This is a genomic window from Desulfosporosinus sp. Sb-LF (assembly GCF_004766055.1).
In the GTDB taxonomy this organism is placed as follows: domain Bacteria; phylum Bacillota; class Desulfitobacteriia; order Desulfitobacteriales; family Desulfitobacteriaceae; genus Desulfosporosinus.
Genome location: NZ_SPQR01000008.1, coordinates 205,877 through 225,330 on the forward strand (window position 1 = coordinate 205,877; position 19,454 = coordinate 225,330).

General features: G+C 39.1%; 15 protein-coding genes and 1 pseudogene. 12 read left to right on the plus strand and 4 right to left on the minus strand.

All coding sequences use genetic code 11. The features are described from left to right. Positions 1 to 7: 7 nt before the first annotated feature. From E4K68_RS13820 to E4K68_RS13855, 9 genes are all read left to right on the plus strand, one after another. Positions 8 to 688: a response regulator transcription factor gene (locus E4K68_RS13820; protein ID WP_135379520.1), complete on the plus strand. Its 681-nt coding sequence runs from the start codon at positions 8 to 10 to the stop codon at positions 686 to 688. Positions 689 to 825: 137 nt separating this feature from the next. Further along, positions 826 to 1,242 (plus strand): response regulator, encoded by a 417-nt coding sequence (locus E4K68_RS13825; protein ID WP_135379521.1) that lies wholly within the window; start codon positions 826 to 828, stop codon positions 1,240 to 1,242. Between the two features lie 23 nt (positions 1,243 to 1,265). Beyond that, positions 1,266 to 4,136, plus strand: coding sequence for an ATP-binding protein (locus tag E4K68_RS13830; protein WP_243450369.1), 2,871 nt, complete (start codon positions 1,266 to 1,268; stop codon positions 4,134 to 4,136). Beyond that, positions 4,133 to 5,563: an HD domain-containing protein gene (locus E4K68_RS13835; protein WP_135379522.1), complete on the plus strand. Its 1,431-nt coding sequence runs from the start codon at positions 4,133 to 4,135 to the stop codon at positions 5,561 to 5,563. Before E4K68_RS13830 ends, E4K68_RS13835 begins: the two co-directional genes overlap by 4 nt. A 361-nt stretch (positions 5,564 to 5,924) precedes the next feature. Then, positions 5,925 to 7,589 carry a substrate-binding domain-containing protein gene (locus tag E4K68_RS13840; RefSeq protein WP_243450370.1) on the plus strand — a complete coding sequence of 555 codons (1,665 nt, stop codon included), beginning with the start codon at positions 5,925 to 5,927 and terminating at the stop codon, positions 7,587 to 7,589. A 14-nt stretch (positions 7,590 to 7,603) separates the two neighbouring features. After that, a complete protein-coding gene (locus E4K68_RS21465; RefSeq protein WP_282432992.1) occupies positions 7,604 to 7,738 on the plus strand; it encodes a hypothetical protein in 135 nt (44 codons plus the stop codon). A gap of 71 nt (positions 7,739 to 7,809) precedes the next feature. After that, positions 7,810 to 8,643: a deoxyribonuclease IV gene (locus E4K68_RS13845; RefSeq protein ID WP_135379523.1), complete on the plus strand. Its 834-nt coding sequence runs from the start codon at positions 7,810 to 7,812 to the stop codon at positions 8,641 to 8,643. Positions 8,644 to 8,819: 176 nt separating this feature from the next. Continuing rightward, positions 8,820 to 10,571, plus strand: coding sequence for a cell wall-binding repeat-containing protein (locus tag E4K68_RS13850; RefSeq protein ID WP_135379524.1), 1,752 nt, complete (start codon positions 8,820 to 8,822; stop codon positions 10,569 to 10,571). Positions 10,572 to 10,860: 289 nt separating this feature from the next. Beyond that, the gene (locus tag E4K68_RS13855; RefSeq protein ID WP_135379525.1) at positions 10,861 to 12,753 is read left to right on the plus strand and encodes an APC family permease; all 1,893 of its coding nucleotides are present in this window, start codon (positions 10,861 to 10,863) and stop codon (positions 12,751 to 12,753) included. A 37-nt stretch (positions 12,754 to 12,790) separates the two neighbouring features. Here the strand turns inward: E4K68_RS13855 and E4K68_RS13860 are convergent, their stop codons facing one another. Continuing rightward, the gene (locus E4K68_RS13860; RefSeq protein ID WP_135379526.1) at positions 12,791 to 12,985 is read right to left on the minus strand and encodes a DUF2892 domain-containing protein; all 195 of its coding nucleotides are present in this window, start codon (positions 12,983 to 12,985) and stop codon (positions 12,791 to 12,793) included. 403 nt (positions 12,986 to 13,388) lie between these two features. On the opposite strand from E4K68_RS13860, the gene E4K68_RS13865 reads away from it, so the two are divergent. Continuing rightward, positions 13,389 to 15,380, plus strand: coding sequence for a diguanylate cyclase (locus E4K68_RS13865; protein WP_135379527.1), 1,992 nt, complete (start codon positions 13,389 to 13,391; stop codon positions 15,378 to 15,380). 89 nt (positions 15,381 to 15,469) lie between these two features. Here E4K68_RS13865 and E4K68_RS13870 read toward each other — a convergent pair whose 3' ends face one another. Both E4K68_RS13870 and E4K68_RS13875 read right to left on the minus strand, forming a co-directional pair. Continuing rightward, positions 15,470 to 15,925 (minus strand): hypothetical protein, encoded by a 456-nt coding sequence (locus E4K68_RS13870; protein ID WP_135379528.1) that lies wholly within the window; start codon positions 15,923 to 15,925, stop codon positions 15,470 to 15,472. 129 nt (positions 15,926 to 16,054) lie between these two features. Then, positions 16,055 to 16,336 (minus strand): hypothetical protein, encoded by a 282-nt coding sequence (locus E4K68_RS13875; RefSeq protein ID WP_135379529.1) that lies wholly within the window; start codon positions 16,334 to 16,336, stop codon positions 16,055 to 16,057. Positions 16,337 to 16,645: 309 nt separating this feature from the next. On the opposite strand from E4K68_RS13875, the pseudogene E4K68_RS13885 reads away from it, so the two are divergent. Then, positions 16,646 to 17,440 (plus strand): annotated as a pseudogene (locus E4K68_RS13885) (CoA-transferase). 1 nt (position 17,441) lies between these two features. Further along, positions 17,442 to 18,170: a CoA-transferase gene (locus E4K68_RS13890; RefSeq protein WP_135379532.1), complete on the plus strand. Its 729-nt coding sequence runs from the start codon at positions 17,442 to 17,444 to the stop codon at positions 18,168 to 18,170. 159 nt (positions 18,171 to 18,329) lie between these two features. Here E4K68_RS13890 and E4K68_RS13895 read toward each other — a convergent pair whose 3' ends face one another. After that, on the minus strand, positions 18,330 to 19,226 hold the full coding sequence (locus tag E4K68_RS13895) for a metallophosphoesterase (protein ID WP_135379533.1): 897 nt from the start codon (positions 19,224 to 19,226) through the stop codon (positions 18,330 to 18,332). Positions 19,227 to 19,454: the final 228 nt, after the last annotated feature.

Sequence of the window (19,454 nt, forward strand, 5' to 3'; positions counted from 1 at the left end):
CGGTTCTATGTACAAGATTCTGGTTGTTGATGATGAGCCCATGATCCAAAAATTTATGGAAGGGTTTCTATCCCGCGAGGGTTATTTAGTCAAAGTTTGGGCAGGAGAGAAAATTCATGAGGTAATTAATGAATTTAATCCGGATCTTGTTCTATTGGATATCATGATGCCGGGAACTGATGGTTTTGAAGTTTGTAAACAGATTAGGAAGACGAACAATATACCCATAGTTTTCCTGTCCGCTAAGAATGATATAATGGATCGGGTTCTAGGACTCACGTTGGGTGCAGATGATTTTCTGGCAAAACCCTTTGACAGTGAAGAATTGCTCCTTAGAATACGAGCAATTTTAAGACGCAGTACGCATAGCATTATTAGAGAAAACTGGGAGATTTTAAGAGTTGCGGACCTAATTGTTGACCATAAGGCCCGAACCGTAACGATAAACGGAATCGTTATTGAATTGACGCCCAAGGAATTCGACCTCTTATGGCTATTAGCTAGTAATCCTAAACAGGTTTTTACTCGCGAGCAGATAATTTATCAAGTATGGAATAGCGACTTTTATCAAGGCACTGCCATAGTGACGATGTTGATTAAGCGTTTAAGAGAAAAGATTGAACCGGATGAAGGTAGTCCAATATACATAAAGACGGTAAGGAGTGTCGGATATAAATTTGGACTATAGTCTTGGTAAATACCAGGACTATTTTTCTGCCTTTCTTTGATATAAAAGTGTTACGATAATGTTATATTTGGTTGATATAATGAAAACTAGGAAGAATTAGAGCATTTTTTGACACAACTAGAAGGTGAGGGCTTGATATGCCAAATATTTTGGTCGTGGAAAGTCAACGAAATACGCTGTTGTTTCTGCGAATCCTGCTTGAACAAGAAGGATATGAGGTTATGGCCACATCCGACGGATACGAGGCTGTTAAGCTCTTTGCCAGAACACCTTCGAAGATGGTCATTTGCAATTTACTTAACCCCAGCCGTGATGGTCTTAAAACGATTAAAGAGATAAAAACTATAAATAGGTCGGCCGTTGCTATGATTATTATAAGTGGTAGTGAAACAATTAAAGAATTAGATTATCTTGAGGCTGCTCTTAAGCATGGGGTCCAAGCTACCATTGCCAAACCCTTTGACATTGTAGTTTTCTTAAAATGTATTCATACATTATTATCCGAGCAAGCGTTACTTACAATGTTAGGCGAAGAACCACCTCATTGTTCTTAAATCTAGAGTAGGGAGGACATACGGTGTTAAAAAGAATTTCCATAAAGGTCATTGTTGGAATTTTGTTTATTGTCATTATGATAAGCACGTTTGGCATAATAGGTTATGTGGTGTTTTCCAGTTGGAAAGGATCTGTCGACAACTTTATTGTTAAAATGGAAAATGACGCAAATCAAGATATAGTAAAGCAGATGGAGAAGTTCCTCAGTGTGCCCTTAAATATGAATGATGCTAACCATAATTTAATTGAGAATGAGATTGTTGATTTAAACAATCAGGAAAAACGAGAAACATATTTTGCAGGAGTAATAAAAGCTAATAACAACGAGGAAGTTTATAGTTTTAGCTTTGGCGCAGAAAATGGTGACTACTATGGGGCTCGAAGAAACGAGAAAAATCAAATAGAAATTATGGAAAATAACTCAGAGACCCATGGCAACACTCGCTATTATTCGATTACAAACGATTTAACCGTAGGAGAACTGGTCGAAGAAACCGGCAGGTTTGATAGTCGTACAAGGGATTGGTATAAAGTTGCCAAGGAAAAACAAAAACCAGTTTTTTCTCCTATCTATAAACATTTTGTAATGGATGATTTAGCCGTTTCAGCGGCCTATCCTATTTATAGTAAAAACGGCATTTTTCAAGGCGTTTTAGGAACCCATATCACACTTTCCAATATCAATAAGTATTTAATAGACATTGTCAAGGATAAGCAGGCTACAGCTTATATCGTTGAAAAAAATTCGGGAGAGCTCGTGGCAAATTCACTTGGAATGGCCAATTTCGAAAATCTTGCCAATAACCAAGTCAAAAGAAAAACGATTCAAGATATTAAGGACTACTCGATCGTAGAGGCGTACCAAAATTACCGCCAAAATTCCCAAACTAATTTCATTGTTAATACCGAAAGTGACAAATTGCACATTAAACTAATGGATTATCAAAAAGAGGGCTTAGAATGGCTAGTTATAGTAGCTATTCCGGAAAGTCCGTTTACAGCAGGAATTCATCAGAACATTATTATGTCGAGTGCACTTTCAATGATAGCTCTTATCATAGCCATCTTAATCTATATAAAAAGTACTGAGAAAGTCTTCAAACCCATTTACAATTTAATCGATGCGACAGAAAAGTTTGCACAAGGGGACTTTACGCAAAGAGCTAAGATTTTCAGAAATGATGAGATAGGAAAATTGTCCATTGCCTTCAATATTATGGCTGAAGAGTTATATCAATTAATCAATAAGCTTGAAGAAAAAGTTAGAGAGAGAACACGGGAGTTAGAAACGACAAATCTTGAATTAAAAGCTTCAAAATTGGAAGCGGAAAATGCTAATCAGGCCAAAAGCGCTTTTTTAGCCAATATGAGTCATGAAATCCGAACGCCGATGAATGGAATTACAGGATTTTTACAGCTTCTCGAGAACACAGAACTGAAGACCAATCAGCAAGAATTTGTAGGTATTATTAAGGAATCAACAGAGAATCTGTTAACTGTTATCAATGACATTCTTGACATATCAAAAATTGAAGCTGGTAAATTGGAACTTGAGAAGATCTCCTTTGATATACGGTCAACGATTGAAACATCTGTAATTTCTTGTGCTAGCAAAGCAATCGAAAAAGGCCTTGAACTCAATATGCTCATTGGGTCTGACATTCCTCAGTCTGTTATAGGTGATCCGACCAAATTGAGACAGGTGATTATTAATCTATTAAGTAATGCGGTGAAGTTCACGGATGAAGGGGAAGTGTTGCTAAAAGTCTGTTTAAAGGGTCAAACTGATTCGAGTATTGATCTAGTGTTTATGGCAAAGGATACTGGAATTGGTATGACAGAGCAAGAAACAAGTAAGCTTTTTCGACCATTTACCCAGTCAGATTCATCATCAACAAGAAAATATGGTGGTACCGGACTAGGGTTGGCAATATGTAAAAATATTGTGGAAAGGATGGGGGGGGAAATCAAGGTTGTAAGTGAAGTCGGTAAAGGGACAACGTTCAGTTTCACGGTAACTTTGCATAAAGTACAAACACAAGTACAAACACAAGCACAAGAAGAATCTTTAGAGGTTATCGAAGGGCACAAATACGACGATAAAAGTAATGTGTTTTCAAGACCTCTGGCACAAGATTCTAATAATAGCAAGCTTAAACTATTGGTGGTTGAAGACAATGAGATAAACAGACTATTCTTTACTAAACTTCTGAAAATGAAAGGGTTCAGCTGTGATGTAGCTGTAAATGGCCTAGAAGCAGTGCGGGCCAGTAATGATATGGATTATGATATCATTTTTATGGACTGCCAGATGCCCGTAATGGACGGTTACCAAGCAACCAGGGAAATCCGGGCCCGTGAAGAAGCTGGAAAACATACAGTGATTGTAGCTATGACTGCCTACGCCATGAAGGGGGATGCAGAAAAGTGCCTGGAAGCAGGAATGGATGTATATTTAAGTAAGCCGATTGATATTAATGAGGTCATCAAGATACTACAGAAGTATGGATCGGTTGTCATCGAAGAGAACAATGAAATAGTGCACCAAGGTAATTTTTCGGAAAATGTAGTGTCCTTGATGGAAGAGTCAGGGTTTGATCGGAAAAGCTGTGAAGAATTACTGGATTGTTTTTATGAACAAACAAAAAGCCTAATCAAGGACGTTAATATTAATATCGTGGACAACAAACTCAAGGCAGCAGCCACGCTTCTACATCAGATCAAAGGTTCAGCCGGTAATGTCAGGGCCAAAGAAATAGCAAAGTATGCTTCAGCTGCTGAAGACGCAATAAGAACCCAAAATATAGAAATGCTTCGTAGTTTGTTGAAAGGGATAGACCAATTGCTAGATGCTCTGAAAACTTCCAGAGAAGGAGGATCTTCACAGTTATGATGGGAAATGTAATGATTATCGATGATTCCCCGGTAGATAGAAAAATCATCTCTCAGATTCTTGAAACAAGACTGAAGGGTATTAAACTCTTTGAAGCTGAAGATGGGTCAAATATCAAGGAAAAGCTGATCTCAAACGGAATACATATGTGTATTTTAGATATTATCATGCCAATTAAGAATGGGTTTGAGATATTACAGGAAATAAAAGACGATCCCATTTTAATGGATATTCCTGTTATTGTTTGTACGGGGATGGAGGATAAATACACCATAGAAAAAGCATTAACTTTGGGGGCATATGACTATTTTGCTAAGCCTCTCAGTGAAGAGGTCATGAAGATTTCTCTACCGTTAAAAGTGAAGAATGCCATCGAACTGATGATCAGAAAACAGCAGATCATTTACTTAAGCTATCATGATAAATTGACAGGTCTTTATAACCGGAGATTCTTTGAAGAACGACTTAAACTATTGGATACCCCAGCAAATCTTCCTATCGCCATCTTAATGGGAGATATTGACGGTTTAAAGGTCGTAAATGACGCTTTTGGCCATGATAAAGGTGATGAGCTGTTAATAAAGGCAGCAGCATCTGTTCAGGGCGCTTGCCGACGAGATGATTTGATCGCTCGCTGGGGTGGAGATGAACTTGTGATTCTTTTGATTAAAACCAATAACAAAGAAGTCGAAGAAATAGTCAATAGAATAAAAGATTTAAATGTCAATGAAACTGTTTATTCTATTCAGGTCAGTATTACATTTGGCTGGGATACAAAGCATGATACGGATCAAGAACTACAAAAAGTTCTAAAAGGTGCCGAAGACTCCATGTACAGAAATAAAATCACCCAAAATCAAGGCACGAGGGGTTCTATCGTTAATACAATAATCAAAGCCCTGCATGAAAAAAACCCAAGGGAAGAACAACATTCCAAACGAGTCGGTGAAATGTGCGAGAACATAGGACAAGCAATGGGCTTATCTGAAATGGAAGTTAACAGACTTAAAACCGTTGGCTTGCTACACGATATAGGGAAAATTGCCATCGATGAAGGTATACTCAATAAGCCTGGAAAGCTGATTGAACGGGAGTGGGACGAAATTAAACGGCATCCTGAGATTGGGTATAGAATATTAGGTTTATCCTATGAAATGTTAGAATTAGCCGATTGTATATTGGCTCACCATGAAAGATGGGATGGTGCAGGTTATCCTAAAGGCCTAAAAGGCGAGGCCATTCCAAGGGTAGCAAGAATAATTGCCCTTGCCGACAGTTATGATGCTATGACTAGTGAACGCTCTTACCGAAATGCTTTGAGTGAAGAAGAAGCCTGTTTGGAAATTCGCCGCAACGCTGGAACACAGTTTGATCCATACCTTGCCAGAGTCTTTGTTGAACAGGTACTAGCTGGCCGATGGAATTAAGCACTTAAATTGTGCTTATCTAGATAATGACCGCAGCTTAATATTTCAAATTAACGATTAGGAACAATATAAGAGCGTGTTCAATGATCTTTCAACGTGGAGTTACAAAAACTCTTTTTATTAAGCATTCTTTGCAATTTAGAAAATCCTTCATCTTTTATGAAATAATTCAGAGTACCTGTAAATGCATAAAAGCAGTATGTCAAATTATATCTATTGACATACTGCTTTTATTTAAAAGAAATATCCTTAATACCGGAAAAAGATATAGGAGGATTAGACTGGGATTCGCCGAATTTGTAAGTTATATTGTATGGGATAAATAAGGGATCTAAATTTTAGTGATAGGTAGGAGTGTTGAATGATGAAATCTAATAGAAGGTATCTGGAAACATCTTTGGCAACCCAGATGATCCTAATTCCTTTCTTGCTTACCATAGGGCTTTTCATCGTTTCAGCGATCACAGGTGGGTTAAGGTTATATGAGCTTGGCAAGAATGCTGAAAACTTGATCCTATTACTGGTTGGCATTTTAGGTTCGGTTACTGTGGGCGGTAGTGTTGGATATAATTTTGCGAGGCTATCCAAGAATAAGCCTGACTCAGCCAAGGAAAGGTATCTCCCGGCCCTTGTGCCTATTATCTATGCGCTGATCTTTGCAATTTCTGCCCTATTACTCTCCGACGGGGATTTTAATTCTGGCTGGTGGGGAGTATATATTCTCAAGAACCCGATGTTTTTCCTTTTTGGCATCGGTCTTTCATTATCCGGACTACACTATATTATCCCAGTGGCAGAGCTTATGGGGTATATGGGGTTTCTCGGGGGGATTATTTTATATGAAGGAACCACGAAGACCGTGCTAGATTGCCCTCTATCGAGAAGCTTCAAGGTGACCTCGGGGCTGCTTTGTATTTCAGTCATTGTTTTTTCTGGTATCGCAACAAGAACGATTATTGATAATGGTTTGACGGAACTGCTTTATGGGAAGTCAACGGTTGGGAGTGATTTAACGGAATTTGATCTGATGGATAAAGCCCCGTTCAAGGCTAACAACGGCCTCGCCAGGCTTGATAAACCTGCCAGTTTACAATTTGCAGACCTCAATACCATGCCGCGTCTTGACGGTGCGACAGCCGCCTATCCGGTTTATGCGGCATTTGTTGAAGCTGTCTATAAGGGGCTTGGTGAATACTATCAAGTCAATCGGACCAACAATAACTACGAGAAAGATCTATCGACCGCCTTTGTGGCAAGTGAGCAATTTCCCCTTGATTTAGTGAGGTGTTCAAAAACCGACGCAGCCTACGATCGGTTAATAGCAGGTCTGACCGATATAATCTTTGTTGCAGAGCCATCAAAGGCTCAGGTTGAGGCCATCAAGGCACGAGGAGATGAGTTTGTGTTAACGCCAATCGGAAGTGAAGCCTTTGTCTTTTTCACCAACTCAAAGAATCCAGTTGAGAATCTGAACATTAAACAGATCCAGGATATCTACTCCGGTAAAATCACCCGTTGGAACGAAATTGGTGAACAATGGAATAAAATCCGGCCGTATCAACGTCCTGAAAACTCAGGGAGTCAAACGGTTATGCAAAATAAAGTGATGAAAGGTATCACGATGCTTGAGCAAACAAAGGAAACCTATGCAGGTGGTATGGGTGATATCATTAGTCAGGTTGCAAGTTATAAAAATGCCAAGAATGCCCTAGGATATACATTTATGTATTACTCGACCGAGATGATCAAAACCAATCAGATAAAGTATCTTGCGATTGATGGAATTAAACCGACTCATGAAACAGTCCGAAATAAAACCTATCCCTTCACAGTTCCAGTTTATGCAGTTACTTTGAAATCGAATAAGAAAGAAAATGTCAGTCGTTTGCTTAATTGGTTCTTATCCGAGGAAGGTCAAAGTCTCGTCGAAAAAACTGGATACGTTCCTGCTATAACAGGTGATTCGAAAAAAGGACTAGTAAGATCTATTGGATCCCTTCTTGTGACAATACTAAATCCAACGTAACGGATAAGATTTCTGTGAAAGTTGCGATTCTGAACGAAAAAGAGAAGCTATTAGCTCAGAAAGAAGTTAATATTTTCCACGAAGGGTTTTATACCGTTCATGCTTCTCCAGATGTTGTAATCGGTGTTAGAAACGATACCCCTTACTAGCCACTCGTTTGAATAAGCTCGGTAATGGGAATATAATGCAATGAAACAATAGATAAGAAAGAAGGATAATTGTGTTAAAAATTGGTTCTCATCTATCCATTTCTAAGGGATTTAAGGCTATCGGCAAAGAAGCCCTGAAAATACACGCAAATACGTTTCAGTTCTTCACCCGTAATCCAAGAGGAAGTAAAGCGAAGGAAATCGATCCAAACGATGCTGAGGCATTACTGATGCTTATGAAAGAAAATCAATTTGCGCCGATTTTAGCTCATGCCCCTTATACCCTCAATGCTTGCTCTCCAGAGATAAAAACAAGAGAGTTTGCTACCCAAGTTATGGCAGACGATTTGGTTCGTATGGAATACTTACCTAACAATCTCTATAATTTCCACCCGGGCAGCCATGGTGGACAAGGCGCAGAGGTTGGTATTCAACAAATAATAATTCAGCTTAACACCCTTTTAAAGCCCGAGCAGACAACCACCGTATTGCTTGAAACGATGGCAGGCAAAGGCACAGAAGTGGGTCGCACCTTCGAAGAACTCAGGCTGATTTTAGACGGTGTGAACCTTTCTGAAAAAATGGGTGTTTGTTTGGATACTTGCCATATTTATGATGCCGGTTATGACCTTGTTAATGACCTTGACGGTGTGCTTGTTAAGTTTGATAAGATCATAGGTTTAGAGAGGCTCTATGCGATCCACCTAAATGACAGTTTGAACCCGAAGGGCAGTCATAAAGACCGACATGCTAAAATCGGTGAGGGCTCAATTGGTTTGAAAGCCATCACCCAAATCATTAATCACCCCAAACTCCGTCACCTGCCGTTCTTCCTTGAAACGCCTAACGATGTTTCGGGCTATGCTCAAGAAATAACGTTGTTGAGAGATGCGTATGAAGCATAGAAAGTAAACTATCTAGTAGACAGAGGATAAAAGAGACAATAGTTTATATATTCTTTTAAATGGGACACGTTTGTTATTAAATAGTACGTTTATACAATGCTCTTTTCGACATATTTCACTGCTTCAATATGAGATAATTTATCCGGATATTCTCAATTGAAGGGGTGTAGTATAAGATGAACATGAGGGCAATTGCATTAATCTTAATCTTATGTAGCTGTATTTTAGTAACAACACCAGCTTTTGCTGCTACTAATAATGTAATTCCAGCTATTGATTCGCCACAAATTATTAGCATTAATAGACTTTCCGGACAGACAAAATTCGAGACTGCCAAGGCTATCTCTGAGTATTATAGCGACGGAAAAGTTAAGAATGTAATCCTTTCAACAGGAAATGAATTTGCAGATGCTTTATCGGCAAGTGTCCTAGCGCATAAAAAGGAAGCCCCTATACTATTAGTTGATTCTTCGGTTGATAGCTCTAAGGATGCATTTGATTATGTCAATCAACATCTTGATTTAACTGGAACGGTATATATCATTGGCGGTGTAGGAATAATAGGCACAGAATTCGAGGCTAAGCTTAATGACCTTGGATTCAAGAATGTTGTTAGAATTGCTGGCATGGACAGGTACGGTACATCTTATGCGACAGCCAGATCACTTAGCGATAGAACTGTATCTACAGTAGTGATATCCTCTGGAGAACAATTTCCTGATGCCTTAAGTATCTCAAGCTTTGCTGCTAATAAAGGCTGGCCGATTTTGTTAACTCCTCACGACGTACTCCATGAAGAAATGAAAAACTTTTTACTGGAAAAGATGCCTTCAAAAATATACATAACTGGGGGATCAGGAGTGATCCTAGATAATGTAAAATCCGAGATAAGTAGTTTGTTACCACAGGCTAATGTCGAACGGTTGACGGGACAATCACGGTTTGATACGAATGCAATCATTGCAGAAACCTTTGCACCGAAGCCATCAAAAATTTATGTAGCCACAGGTTACGGTTTTGCTGATGCTTTGGCAGGTAGTGCTGTGGCAGCTAAAAATGGAGATCCCATTATATTTATTGACCCTGCCGTATCAACATTGCCCAAATCAGTTGCTGGTTACTTTGGAAAACTTTACGCAAACCATTTGAGTCCAAATTTGGTTTCCTTTGGAGGCGGTGGAGTTGTAACGGATGAGATCATGAAAAGTTCGAAAGACTTGATTTCAGGAATAGTGAAAGAAACTAGTATTTATTCTATAGCCGATATCACTGCGACGGTTACGCAAGATGAAGCCTATTCTTTACCTACAACTGTTCAAGCTATGCTTTACAACAGTGATACAATGGATGTTCCTGTTCAGTGGAGTCCCACGCTTGTCGATACCAGCAGCATAGGGTCAAGTGTTTATGATGGAGTTGTAGATGGGTATGGCAAAACAATCAAACTTAATCTTACTGTCAAAGAACCAATACCAATACCAATCTCTCAATACTCTTCTAACTTTGACTCCAACCAGGTCAATCGTACCGAGAACATTCGCCTTGCTGCAAAAGCTCTCAATGGAAAACTATTAGCACCTGGAGAACGGTTCTCCTTCAATGAGAGTGTCGGTGAACGAACTTCCGAAGCGGGTTATAAAGAGGCGCTGATCATCGAAGGGAATACCTTTACTCTGGGGCTCGGAGGAGGAATATGCCAAGTTTCTTCCACCCTTTATAATGCAGTAATTCTTGCTCATTTAGAAATCCTTGAAAGACATCGTCATTCCCTGCCCGTTAATTATGTACCTCCTGGGCAGGATGCAACTGTAGCCTATCCCATTCTTGATTTCGAGTTCAGAAACAGTACAAACGCTTATCTCCTGATCCGTAGTTTCTTAGAAGAAAATACCTTAACCTTTCAGCTTTTTGGAAAGATAAAGAATTGATCATCTTCCACCATTGGAAGGAGCTATCAAAACCTACACCCAGGCTATCTGCTGGACGTAGGTTTTTTTGTATGAATATAGGGCATCTAGCCAATGTTTGTTATAGGACTAGCCTGTCCGGTCTTAGTATGAACGTGGGTCGAACATATTAGATGCATGGGCTAGACTCCTACCTTAGAAAAGAGTAGAATAATATTTGTTTTATTAATAGTCAAACTATAGAGATGGGATTTTTAGGCACTATTGAAGATGGGCAATGTAGAACCTAGTTGGATTTGTGAGGTGCTTTTTGATACAAAACCTAAAAAGAAGGCTACTGGGTGAAAAATTACCCACGGATAAACTGAGTGAAGAAAAATTTAATGTTTTTTGGGGACTTCCTCTATTAGCTAGTGATGCAATTTCTTCGGTTGCTTATGCTGTTGATGAAATTCTATGGGTTCTTGTTCCTGCAATTGGACTTACTTCATACTTTTGGTCTCCAAAGATTGCTTTAGCTATTATAATTCTACTTCTTGTGCTTACAATTTCTTATCGTCAGATCGTGAGTGCATACCCTAATGGCGGTGGTGCATACATCGTTGCCAAAGAAAACCTTAAGATAAAATATGGGCTTATAGTCGGAGCATCTTTATCGGTCGATTACATTTTGACCGTAGCAGTTAGCATTAGTGCTGGTACGGCTGCTGTCACTTCAGCTATTCCTGCCCTTTTTCCACACCGAATTTCAATAGCGTTGTTTTTCATAGCTTTAATGACCATTGGAAATCTGCGCGGTGTTAGTGAATCTTCAAAATTCTTCAGTATTCCAACGTATGCTTTTTTGATAACCATACTTAGTCTCGTAATAGTCGGTAGTATCAAAAGTATTGGGAATGGAGTAATGGCTACTCCAATACTTTCGGATTCTCCTGTCACTTTTGGTACCCGAGCTGTTTCTCTTTTTCTACTTTTACGTGCTTTTTCATCGGGCTGTGCGGCCGTTACAGGCGTAGAAGCCATTTGCGATGCAGTACCCAACTTTAAAGAACCAGCTGTTAAAAATGCCAAACTTGCTTATGTATTATTAACGATAGCCGTGATTATTACCTTTGGAGGAATTACATACCTGGCAACGGTTTTTCACCCTGTACCAAATTCTCAACAAACGGTTATAGCCCAACTTGCCGCTAGTATTTTCGGTAAGGGAATAATGTTCTATATTATTCAAGGAACAACAACCGTTATTCTAGCTATGGCAGCTAATACTGCTTTTGCAGGCTTTCCAATCCTATTATCGATTATTGCTAGAGACGGTTACGTCCCTAGGCAGTTTGCACTGCGTGGACACAGATTAGGTTTTTCGAACGGCATTTTACTTTTAGCAATCGCTGCAGGAACATTAATAATAGTCTTTCAGGGCGATACCCACCTTCTTATTCCTTTATATGCAATCGGAGTATTTACTTCTTTCACATTAGCGCAAGCCGGAATATGTTTAAAGTGGTTTAGGACAAAACCAAAAGGGTGGGTTTATAAAGCCTTCATTAATGGTTTAGGGACTTTAATAACGTTCATAACCGTAATAGTAATTGCTATTACAAAATTCTTAAGTGGTGCTTGGGTTGTTCTAGTCATAATTCCAATTATAGTTTTGTCAATGTTAAAGATTAGAGATCACTACTCAAGGATAGCCAAAAGACTAGATATTCCAAACGATCGAATTGAACGATTAAAGCTTAGTTCTAAACCAACACCCTATGTTATCATTCCCATTCAAAGCCTTAATGTCATGGTAGTAAAAACACTTCGCTATGCAAAGAGCTTGTCCAACGAGGTTGAGGTTTTCAATGTAGAAACCTATGAAGGGGAAGCAGATAAACTACGAAAAAAATGGGCAAAACTTAAGACAGATGTTCCTCTTGTTATCAAGCAATCAGCGTATCGTGATATCGTAGGTTCCCTTACGGAGTATATTGAGTCAAATGAACATGCCTCAAGACATGGAGATTTTATAACTGTTCTTCTCCCACAGTTTGTAGTTGCAAAGCCTTGGGAGATGGCACTTCACAACAACACCAGCTTATTTATTGCTAGAGCGCTCTTGAATTATAGAAATATAGTTGTTTCATTGGTGCCTTTTCAAATCGAGGAGAAGTCCGAACTATACAAGGATATCGACTTAGAGATTGAAGAAGGCTAAAAGAAACGGCCTTATTTATAAGGCCGTAGGCAAAGGACTATTGTATATTTTTAGCATCGCAAGTCGAGACTCCTAAGACATCGCTAACGGGGCAATAACGAATTAAACCTGTTATTATTGGTGCGAATCCAATAAGCCCCCACCAACTCCTAAGGTTTAAGCCTAAAAGAACGATCGTTATGCCAATTACAATTCTTATAATTTGCTCGGTTTTACCAACATTACATTTCATTTTGACCACCCCAAGAGATAATTTGTCCAATATTTTTAAATCTAATAAAAATTATTTATTTGCATGAACGGTAAGGATGCTTCAACAAATATTAATGCGTTGGTTGAGAAGATTGGATTTTTCTCACCAACGCATTTTGTTTTGAGCTAAAGAGTGGGTTGAGGGTGTAGGAATGATACCGGGTAAAAAAGGGGTTTTGGAAGTTTGAGTAGAATAATAGCAATTGGATAATGAATTTGGTTCTATCTATACAAATTTGAGGTATTGTTGATGTTGCCGCTATATATTATGAGTTGTTTTAAATGATTATGTCTATAGATACAGGGATACGGATACGGTCATTCTGAGTTGCTAGAATTGTGATTGTAAGGAAAGCAATGATTGCAGGAAGGAGGGGTATTTATTGAAACTTGACATTCAAACACTTGCTTTTATCTCGTGCCTAACATTTGTCACCCAGGTTATCGCTCTTTTTGTCCAATATAGAGTGAATAGAACTTATCGAGGGATTGGATGGTGGCTACTGGGTTCAAGCTTAATGGCACTGGGGTTTATTTTTATGCCTATGCTAACAGTAAAATCACTAGAGATGCTCGCAAGGATCGCAAACCCACTGATGGTTTTAGGACAAATCTTTCTATATATCGGCATTATACAGTTCCTTGATATGAAAGAGAATAGAAGGGTACTTAGTTCGATTTTTGCCGTTTTTACTCTTTCTTATTATTATTACATGTATATTCATAATGACATTTCTGGACGTACAGTGGTTGTATCTGCTACTTTAGCTGCAATGTCATTAATGACCGCATACAAGCTTTTTTTCAAGAGGGACAGACTTATCTCTGGTTCAGCCAACTTCACCACCACTGTTTTTCTTGCTTATGGATGTTTTTTAACAGTGCGTACTTTTTTGACACTTATTTTACCGCCTATTCACTCTTATGTTGAGCTTGTCCAAATACCGATTCATATCGTTACATATATAGTTCCGATCATCACCAGTACTCTATGGACATTTGGGTTCATCCTCATGGTTAATCAGCGTCTGAATTCAGAAAATCGCGTAGAAAAAGAAAAATTGCAACAGATTTTTAATACAAGTCCTGATGCTGCATTGATAACGCGACTAAATGATGGTTTATTTGTCGACGTTAATGTTGGGTTTTTAGCTCTGACCGGTTATACTCATGACGAGGTAATTGGAGATGCTACATTAAAGATCAGTGTTTGGTATAATATTGAGGATCAACAAATTTTCATAGCTGAGTTGAAGGATAAAGGAATTTGTGAAAACATGGAATTTGTTTTCCAACGCAAAGATGGAAGTCAGTTTGTCGGCATGATCTCAGCCAGAATCATTACAATTCATGCTGCACCCCATATTGTCAGCGTAATTCGCGACATAACCGAGCGCAAGCAGGCTGAAGAGGCACTTATGGAAAGCGAAGAAAAATATCGCTCTATCCTTAACGCCTCCCCTGATGATATCACGATCACGGATCTAGAGGGGCGCATCCTCATGGTTTCTCCAGCGTCAAAAAAGATGTTTGGCTACGAAGCAGATTATGATAGATTTATTGGCATGCGGCTCATTGACTTCATCGTGCCTGAGGATGTTGAGAGAGCCCAATCCAACATCATGTTAATGTACCAAGGCGGTTATCCAAGGCCGAATGAATACCGTGGAGTGCGTAAGGATCAAAGTATCTTTGATATTGAGGTGAATAGTGGGTTTGTTCATAGTGCAAACGGACAACCGACCAAAATGGTATTTATTGTGCGTGACATTACAGAACGCAAGCTAGCTGAGCAGCAAATACAAGAGCTGGTTCAACAGCTTGAAATCGAGAAGAACACCGCTCAGTTCAATTCGATTACTGACAGTCTGACCGGGTTGGCGAATCGAAGATATTTTGATGAGGCTCTCAGGACAGAGTTTTACAGGTTGAAGCGTTCTGGGTCTACTTTGTCGCTTATCATGCTAGACGTAGATCATTTTAAAAAATTCAATGACTGGTATGGCCATTTAGCTGGCGACGATTGTTTGCGGCACATTGGAACCACGCTTAAAACTATTGTTGGGCGAGTACCTGACATTGTTGCACGATATGGCGGAGAAGAATTTGTTGTTGTACTGCCTGAAACAGACGACAATGGGGCGGAAGCTTTGGCGGAACGAATCCGGAAAACAGTTGAAGAGCTCGCTATTCCACACTCTACATCCGACACTGCAGAATATGTTACGGTCAGCCTCGGAGTTGTAACCGTTTACACGACCAAGATATCAACACCAGAACAAGTTGTGGCACTGGCTGATGAAGCTCTATATTGTGCTAAGAAAGGAGGACGTAACCGGATTGCGGTTGCAACTGGGTATCGCAAAACGTGGTAACAACCCTACAAAATGATTGTTTCAGCGATTTCGGTCATAAGATGCGTTATCATTACGATTTTTCGATACCTTAATTATTTAACAAATTATTAAAGTAAATGCATTTTCTTATCGATAATCTTTAAAGTCAAAGAAGTCATGAAACCATATATTAGGGCAGTAGAAAGTGTTGCGTATGCGACGTTAAGTGGCATTTTTCTAAATAGAGGCAGATTAAGTAATGTTCCAAATGTATTGAGTAATAACCAGATTACTAAACTATATCCTAATCCTTTGATATATAAATAATTGCTAGATGTAAACATTATTATATAAGCAAAAATTACTCCGAAAATCATACACACTGCTGCATGGCTAATCATTGAAAGAATTAGACCGAAAATTCCTTTTTCAGAATAAATTTGGTTAGTAAGTATAATTGTTGCATAATCGTTGAAAGTTCTATCAGTCCATCCTAATGATTTATATATAATTCCGACAATGTCGCATGTGATGCTTGCTATAAGTCCTGCGATACCTCCAGCAACAAATCTGTCTTTTTTCATTTAGAATATTCATCTCCTTTAAGCATGCTTTGATTAAATATAGTATGTGTAAGAATCTCAATTTTTATAGGTAAGCACCGGCGAGGAGTTGGAAAAATAGGCACATCATTTAGCCCACGAATTATAATACTAGGATTTAGATCGAGGTAATACAAAATCTAAGATTAAACCTGTCACTACCCCTGATGTAAAGCCTATGAGAAGCATCATTGACAAAACAGCATTAGCGAGATCCTCAAATCCAACATGCACTGTCTTTGCTAAATAAAGGTAATATACCCCAGCAAGTAGGCAAAGTAAGGCTGGTAAATATTTGACTATCTTTATTCGCGGTAATACCCGCCATAGTAAGCTTGTAATACTCGTAAAGAGTGCTACGATTCCAAGTAGAATGAAGAGCATTCTATCCATCACGTTACCCCCCAGTAAATCTTTTCTAGTTACAGTATAGATCGTATTATATCTCTGTTACTTGAGTTATTTTCATAATTCGAATCCGTGGGTATCACTAATAGTTGTAAGGACAAAAAGGGAGTACCTCCCCGAAACCTCGAAAAAGTGTAAGCGACCAAATTAACACCCAGAGGTTATTGAGCTCGTCTAACGGACGGGCTCTTTCTATAAAAAGTAGTTTGAATATGATAAGTATTCAGTATATTATTAAGATAGCTTATTGAAGTTTTCGAGGGGGGAAACATAATGTTAAGCAAAGTAAGGACTATGTCTGAAGCTGTACGATTAGTGCAGAAAGGTCAAATGCTTGCGGTCGGTGGCAATGCTCTACATCGGACCCCTGTTGCATTCTGCCAGGAACTAGCAAGGTTGAAACGGACAGAACTCAAAGGTGTGGGCGCCGCACCAGGTTTCGCAATGGATGTCCTCTGCGCGTCGGAGAGCATTCATGAATTGTACTTTGGTTTCTTCGGATTCGAAAATGAATATGGCCTAGCTCCGGGGATGAGAAAAGGAATTCAGGAAGGAAAGATCAAAGCTGTAGAAGGTTCATGAACAGCGATCATCAATGCTCTCCGTGCGGGAGCTTATGGAATTCCGTTCATAGGTGTAGGTGGTATGTGGGGAAGTGATTTAATCACTCAGCGCCCTGAATTCTTTCAAGTGATGAAGAGTCCATTTTCCGATGAAGAGATTGTAACCGTTAAGGCTTTGCGCCCCGATTGGGCAATTATCCATGTTCAAGAAGCAGATCAGTACGGCAATGCCCGGATCCTCGGCTCGGATTTCCAGGATATATTACTTAGCCGTGCGGCTAAGAAAACTATTATTACCACGGAAAAATTGATTGAAACTGAAATTTTTCGACAAGAACCAAAATCAACTTCTATTCCATATTTCTTGGTCGAAGCTGTCGTCTTAGTACCGAATGGAGCCAAGCCTGGCATCTGCTACCCCACGTACAATAGCGTTGATGCATCCGGAATGACGGAGTATAGTGAAGCTATTAAAGAAGGCAAGATAAACGATTACCTAGCACGCGTTACGGAAGGGAGGTTGTAAAATGCATTACGGACCGGCCGAAATGATGGTGGTTGCTCTTGCACGTGAAATTAAGAACGGAGATGTTGTCTTCCACGGACTGGCTTCCCCAGTACCAATGACAGCGGTGAAGCTAGCGAAAGCCTTTGGAAGAGACTTTACATTGATTAATATCACAGGCGGGGTTGACCCTGATTGGGAAAAACCCGCAGTTATAGGTTCTACCCTTTCGATAAATTTATTTGAGGGAGGAGTGGCAAACTTTGGTTTGGATGAAATCTTCGATCTCGCATGCACTGACCGCGTTGATATTTCCATGTTAAGCTTGGTACAGATTAGCCCGAGAGGCGAGATTAATATGTCCTTTGTAGGTGGGGAATACGATAAGCCAAAGGTGAGATTGCCTGGAGGGGCTGGGAGTGCCACTTTAACACCAGTGTCCAAGCAAACTTTGATTTGGAAGACTAAGCATGATATAAAGTCATTCGTTCCGGAAGTAACGTTTTGCACGGCAAAAGCTAATTCTTCCAAACAGTTTAAAGTTATAACGAATTTATGTACCTTCCTATTGAAAAATGGGCAGTTAGTCGTTCAAAGTATTCACCCCTACTCTAACTTGGCTGAAGTCCAAGCGAATACTGGGTGGGAAATTACTCAGACGGAAATACCCTATACTTCCGCCCCAACTGAGGTGGAACTGGCTCTGATCGAAAAAGTTGACCCCAACCGTATTCGATATATTGAGTTCTAGCATGATCTTATTGGGTATCCATTGTAAGATGAACCCCCTGTTCTCCGCCTTTTAGATGAAATTAGGGGTTAACCTTTTGAAGGTGAGTAACTCTTACTTTATATTTTGGTCAGAGAATGGAGGAGAATGCAGTACTCAGATACAGTTCCTCGTAGGAGATTACTGTTGATAAAAGTAATCCTTTAATTCTCTGGGTCCGGTCAATACATCTCTGCCTATGAACATTGTACCGTCATCCTTTGTTTTGACATTCCATTTAACCAATGTAATATTACCATCTGCAATTTCAATTCCCGTTATACAGCGAGGATGAACGCTACTTCCATCATTAAAATATGGGGGTTCACCTACTTCAGGGAACATAGGCCTATGGGTATGGCCGGCAATAAGCATATGTTTCTTTCTTGTTACCCATTCAGTCAGTTTTTCCTCCACCGCATCTTTTTTATCATAATTTTTGGCTGTACTTGTTGGATCATTTACGCCGAATGACTCAAGTGGTCTCCATAGATACCTAACTAGAAATCTACTTAACTTCCACATATCATAATCTAAGAAGCTTGCTTGATGCCCGTGGATCAAGAGAATTCTTTGATCTGTTATCCTATGCCTTAAAACCAATCCCTCATGAAGCTTAATATTCTCGAATAACGGAATATACTTTTTCTCTTGTTCATCAAAGTATTGGTACAATCTTTTTTTAACGAATTTATCGTCTCTCTTCACCATATCATGGTTTCCAAAAATAAAATAAAGTCTATTTTCCTTAAAAAATTTTGAAAGAAGCCAAAATGCATTGTTATGTACAAATATGATGTCGGTAAGCTTTTTGTTTTTCCAAAGTTCGTCACCATCACCGATCTCTATATAAGTATAATTTTCATGATAGTAATGGGTTAAGGCGGCAAAATATAGATTTTGGTTCTTTAAAAAATCATCTGCCCAGCTTCCATCACCCCTATGGACGTCACTCATTAAAATAATCCTGGAGGAGTCGTCAAAAGGAATTTCTTCTGCTGATTCAAAGACTTTAGAAATACGTTTTAACTTATTCATTGATATTCCTCCACAAATAGAAATTTCGCTCTGGCTTCATTTGAGATAGTATATTGGAAGGAGAGCTTAATGGTTACTTCTATTTGGGTGGGGTTCTTTACACTGTTAAATCCAAATCTTCGATCGTACTAATGACCCAAGATAGTCACATTGAAATTCCTAGATCTTAAAAAGATTTAGGAATCTTAATTTTTATAGGTTTTTTTACTGGATTTATTGAAAAAAAAT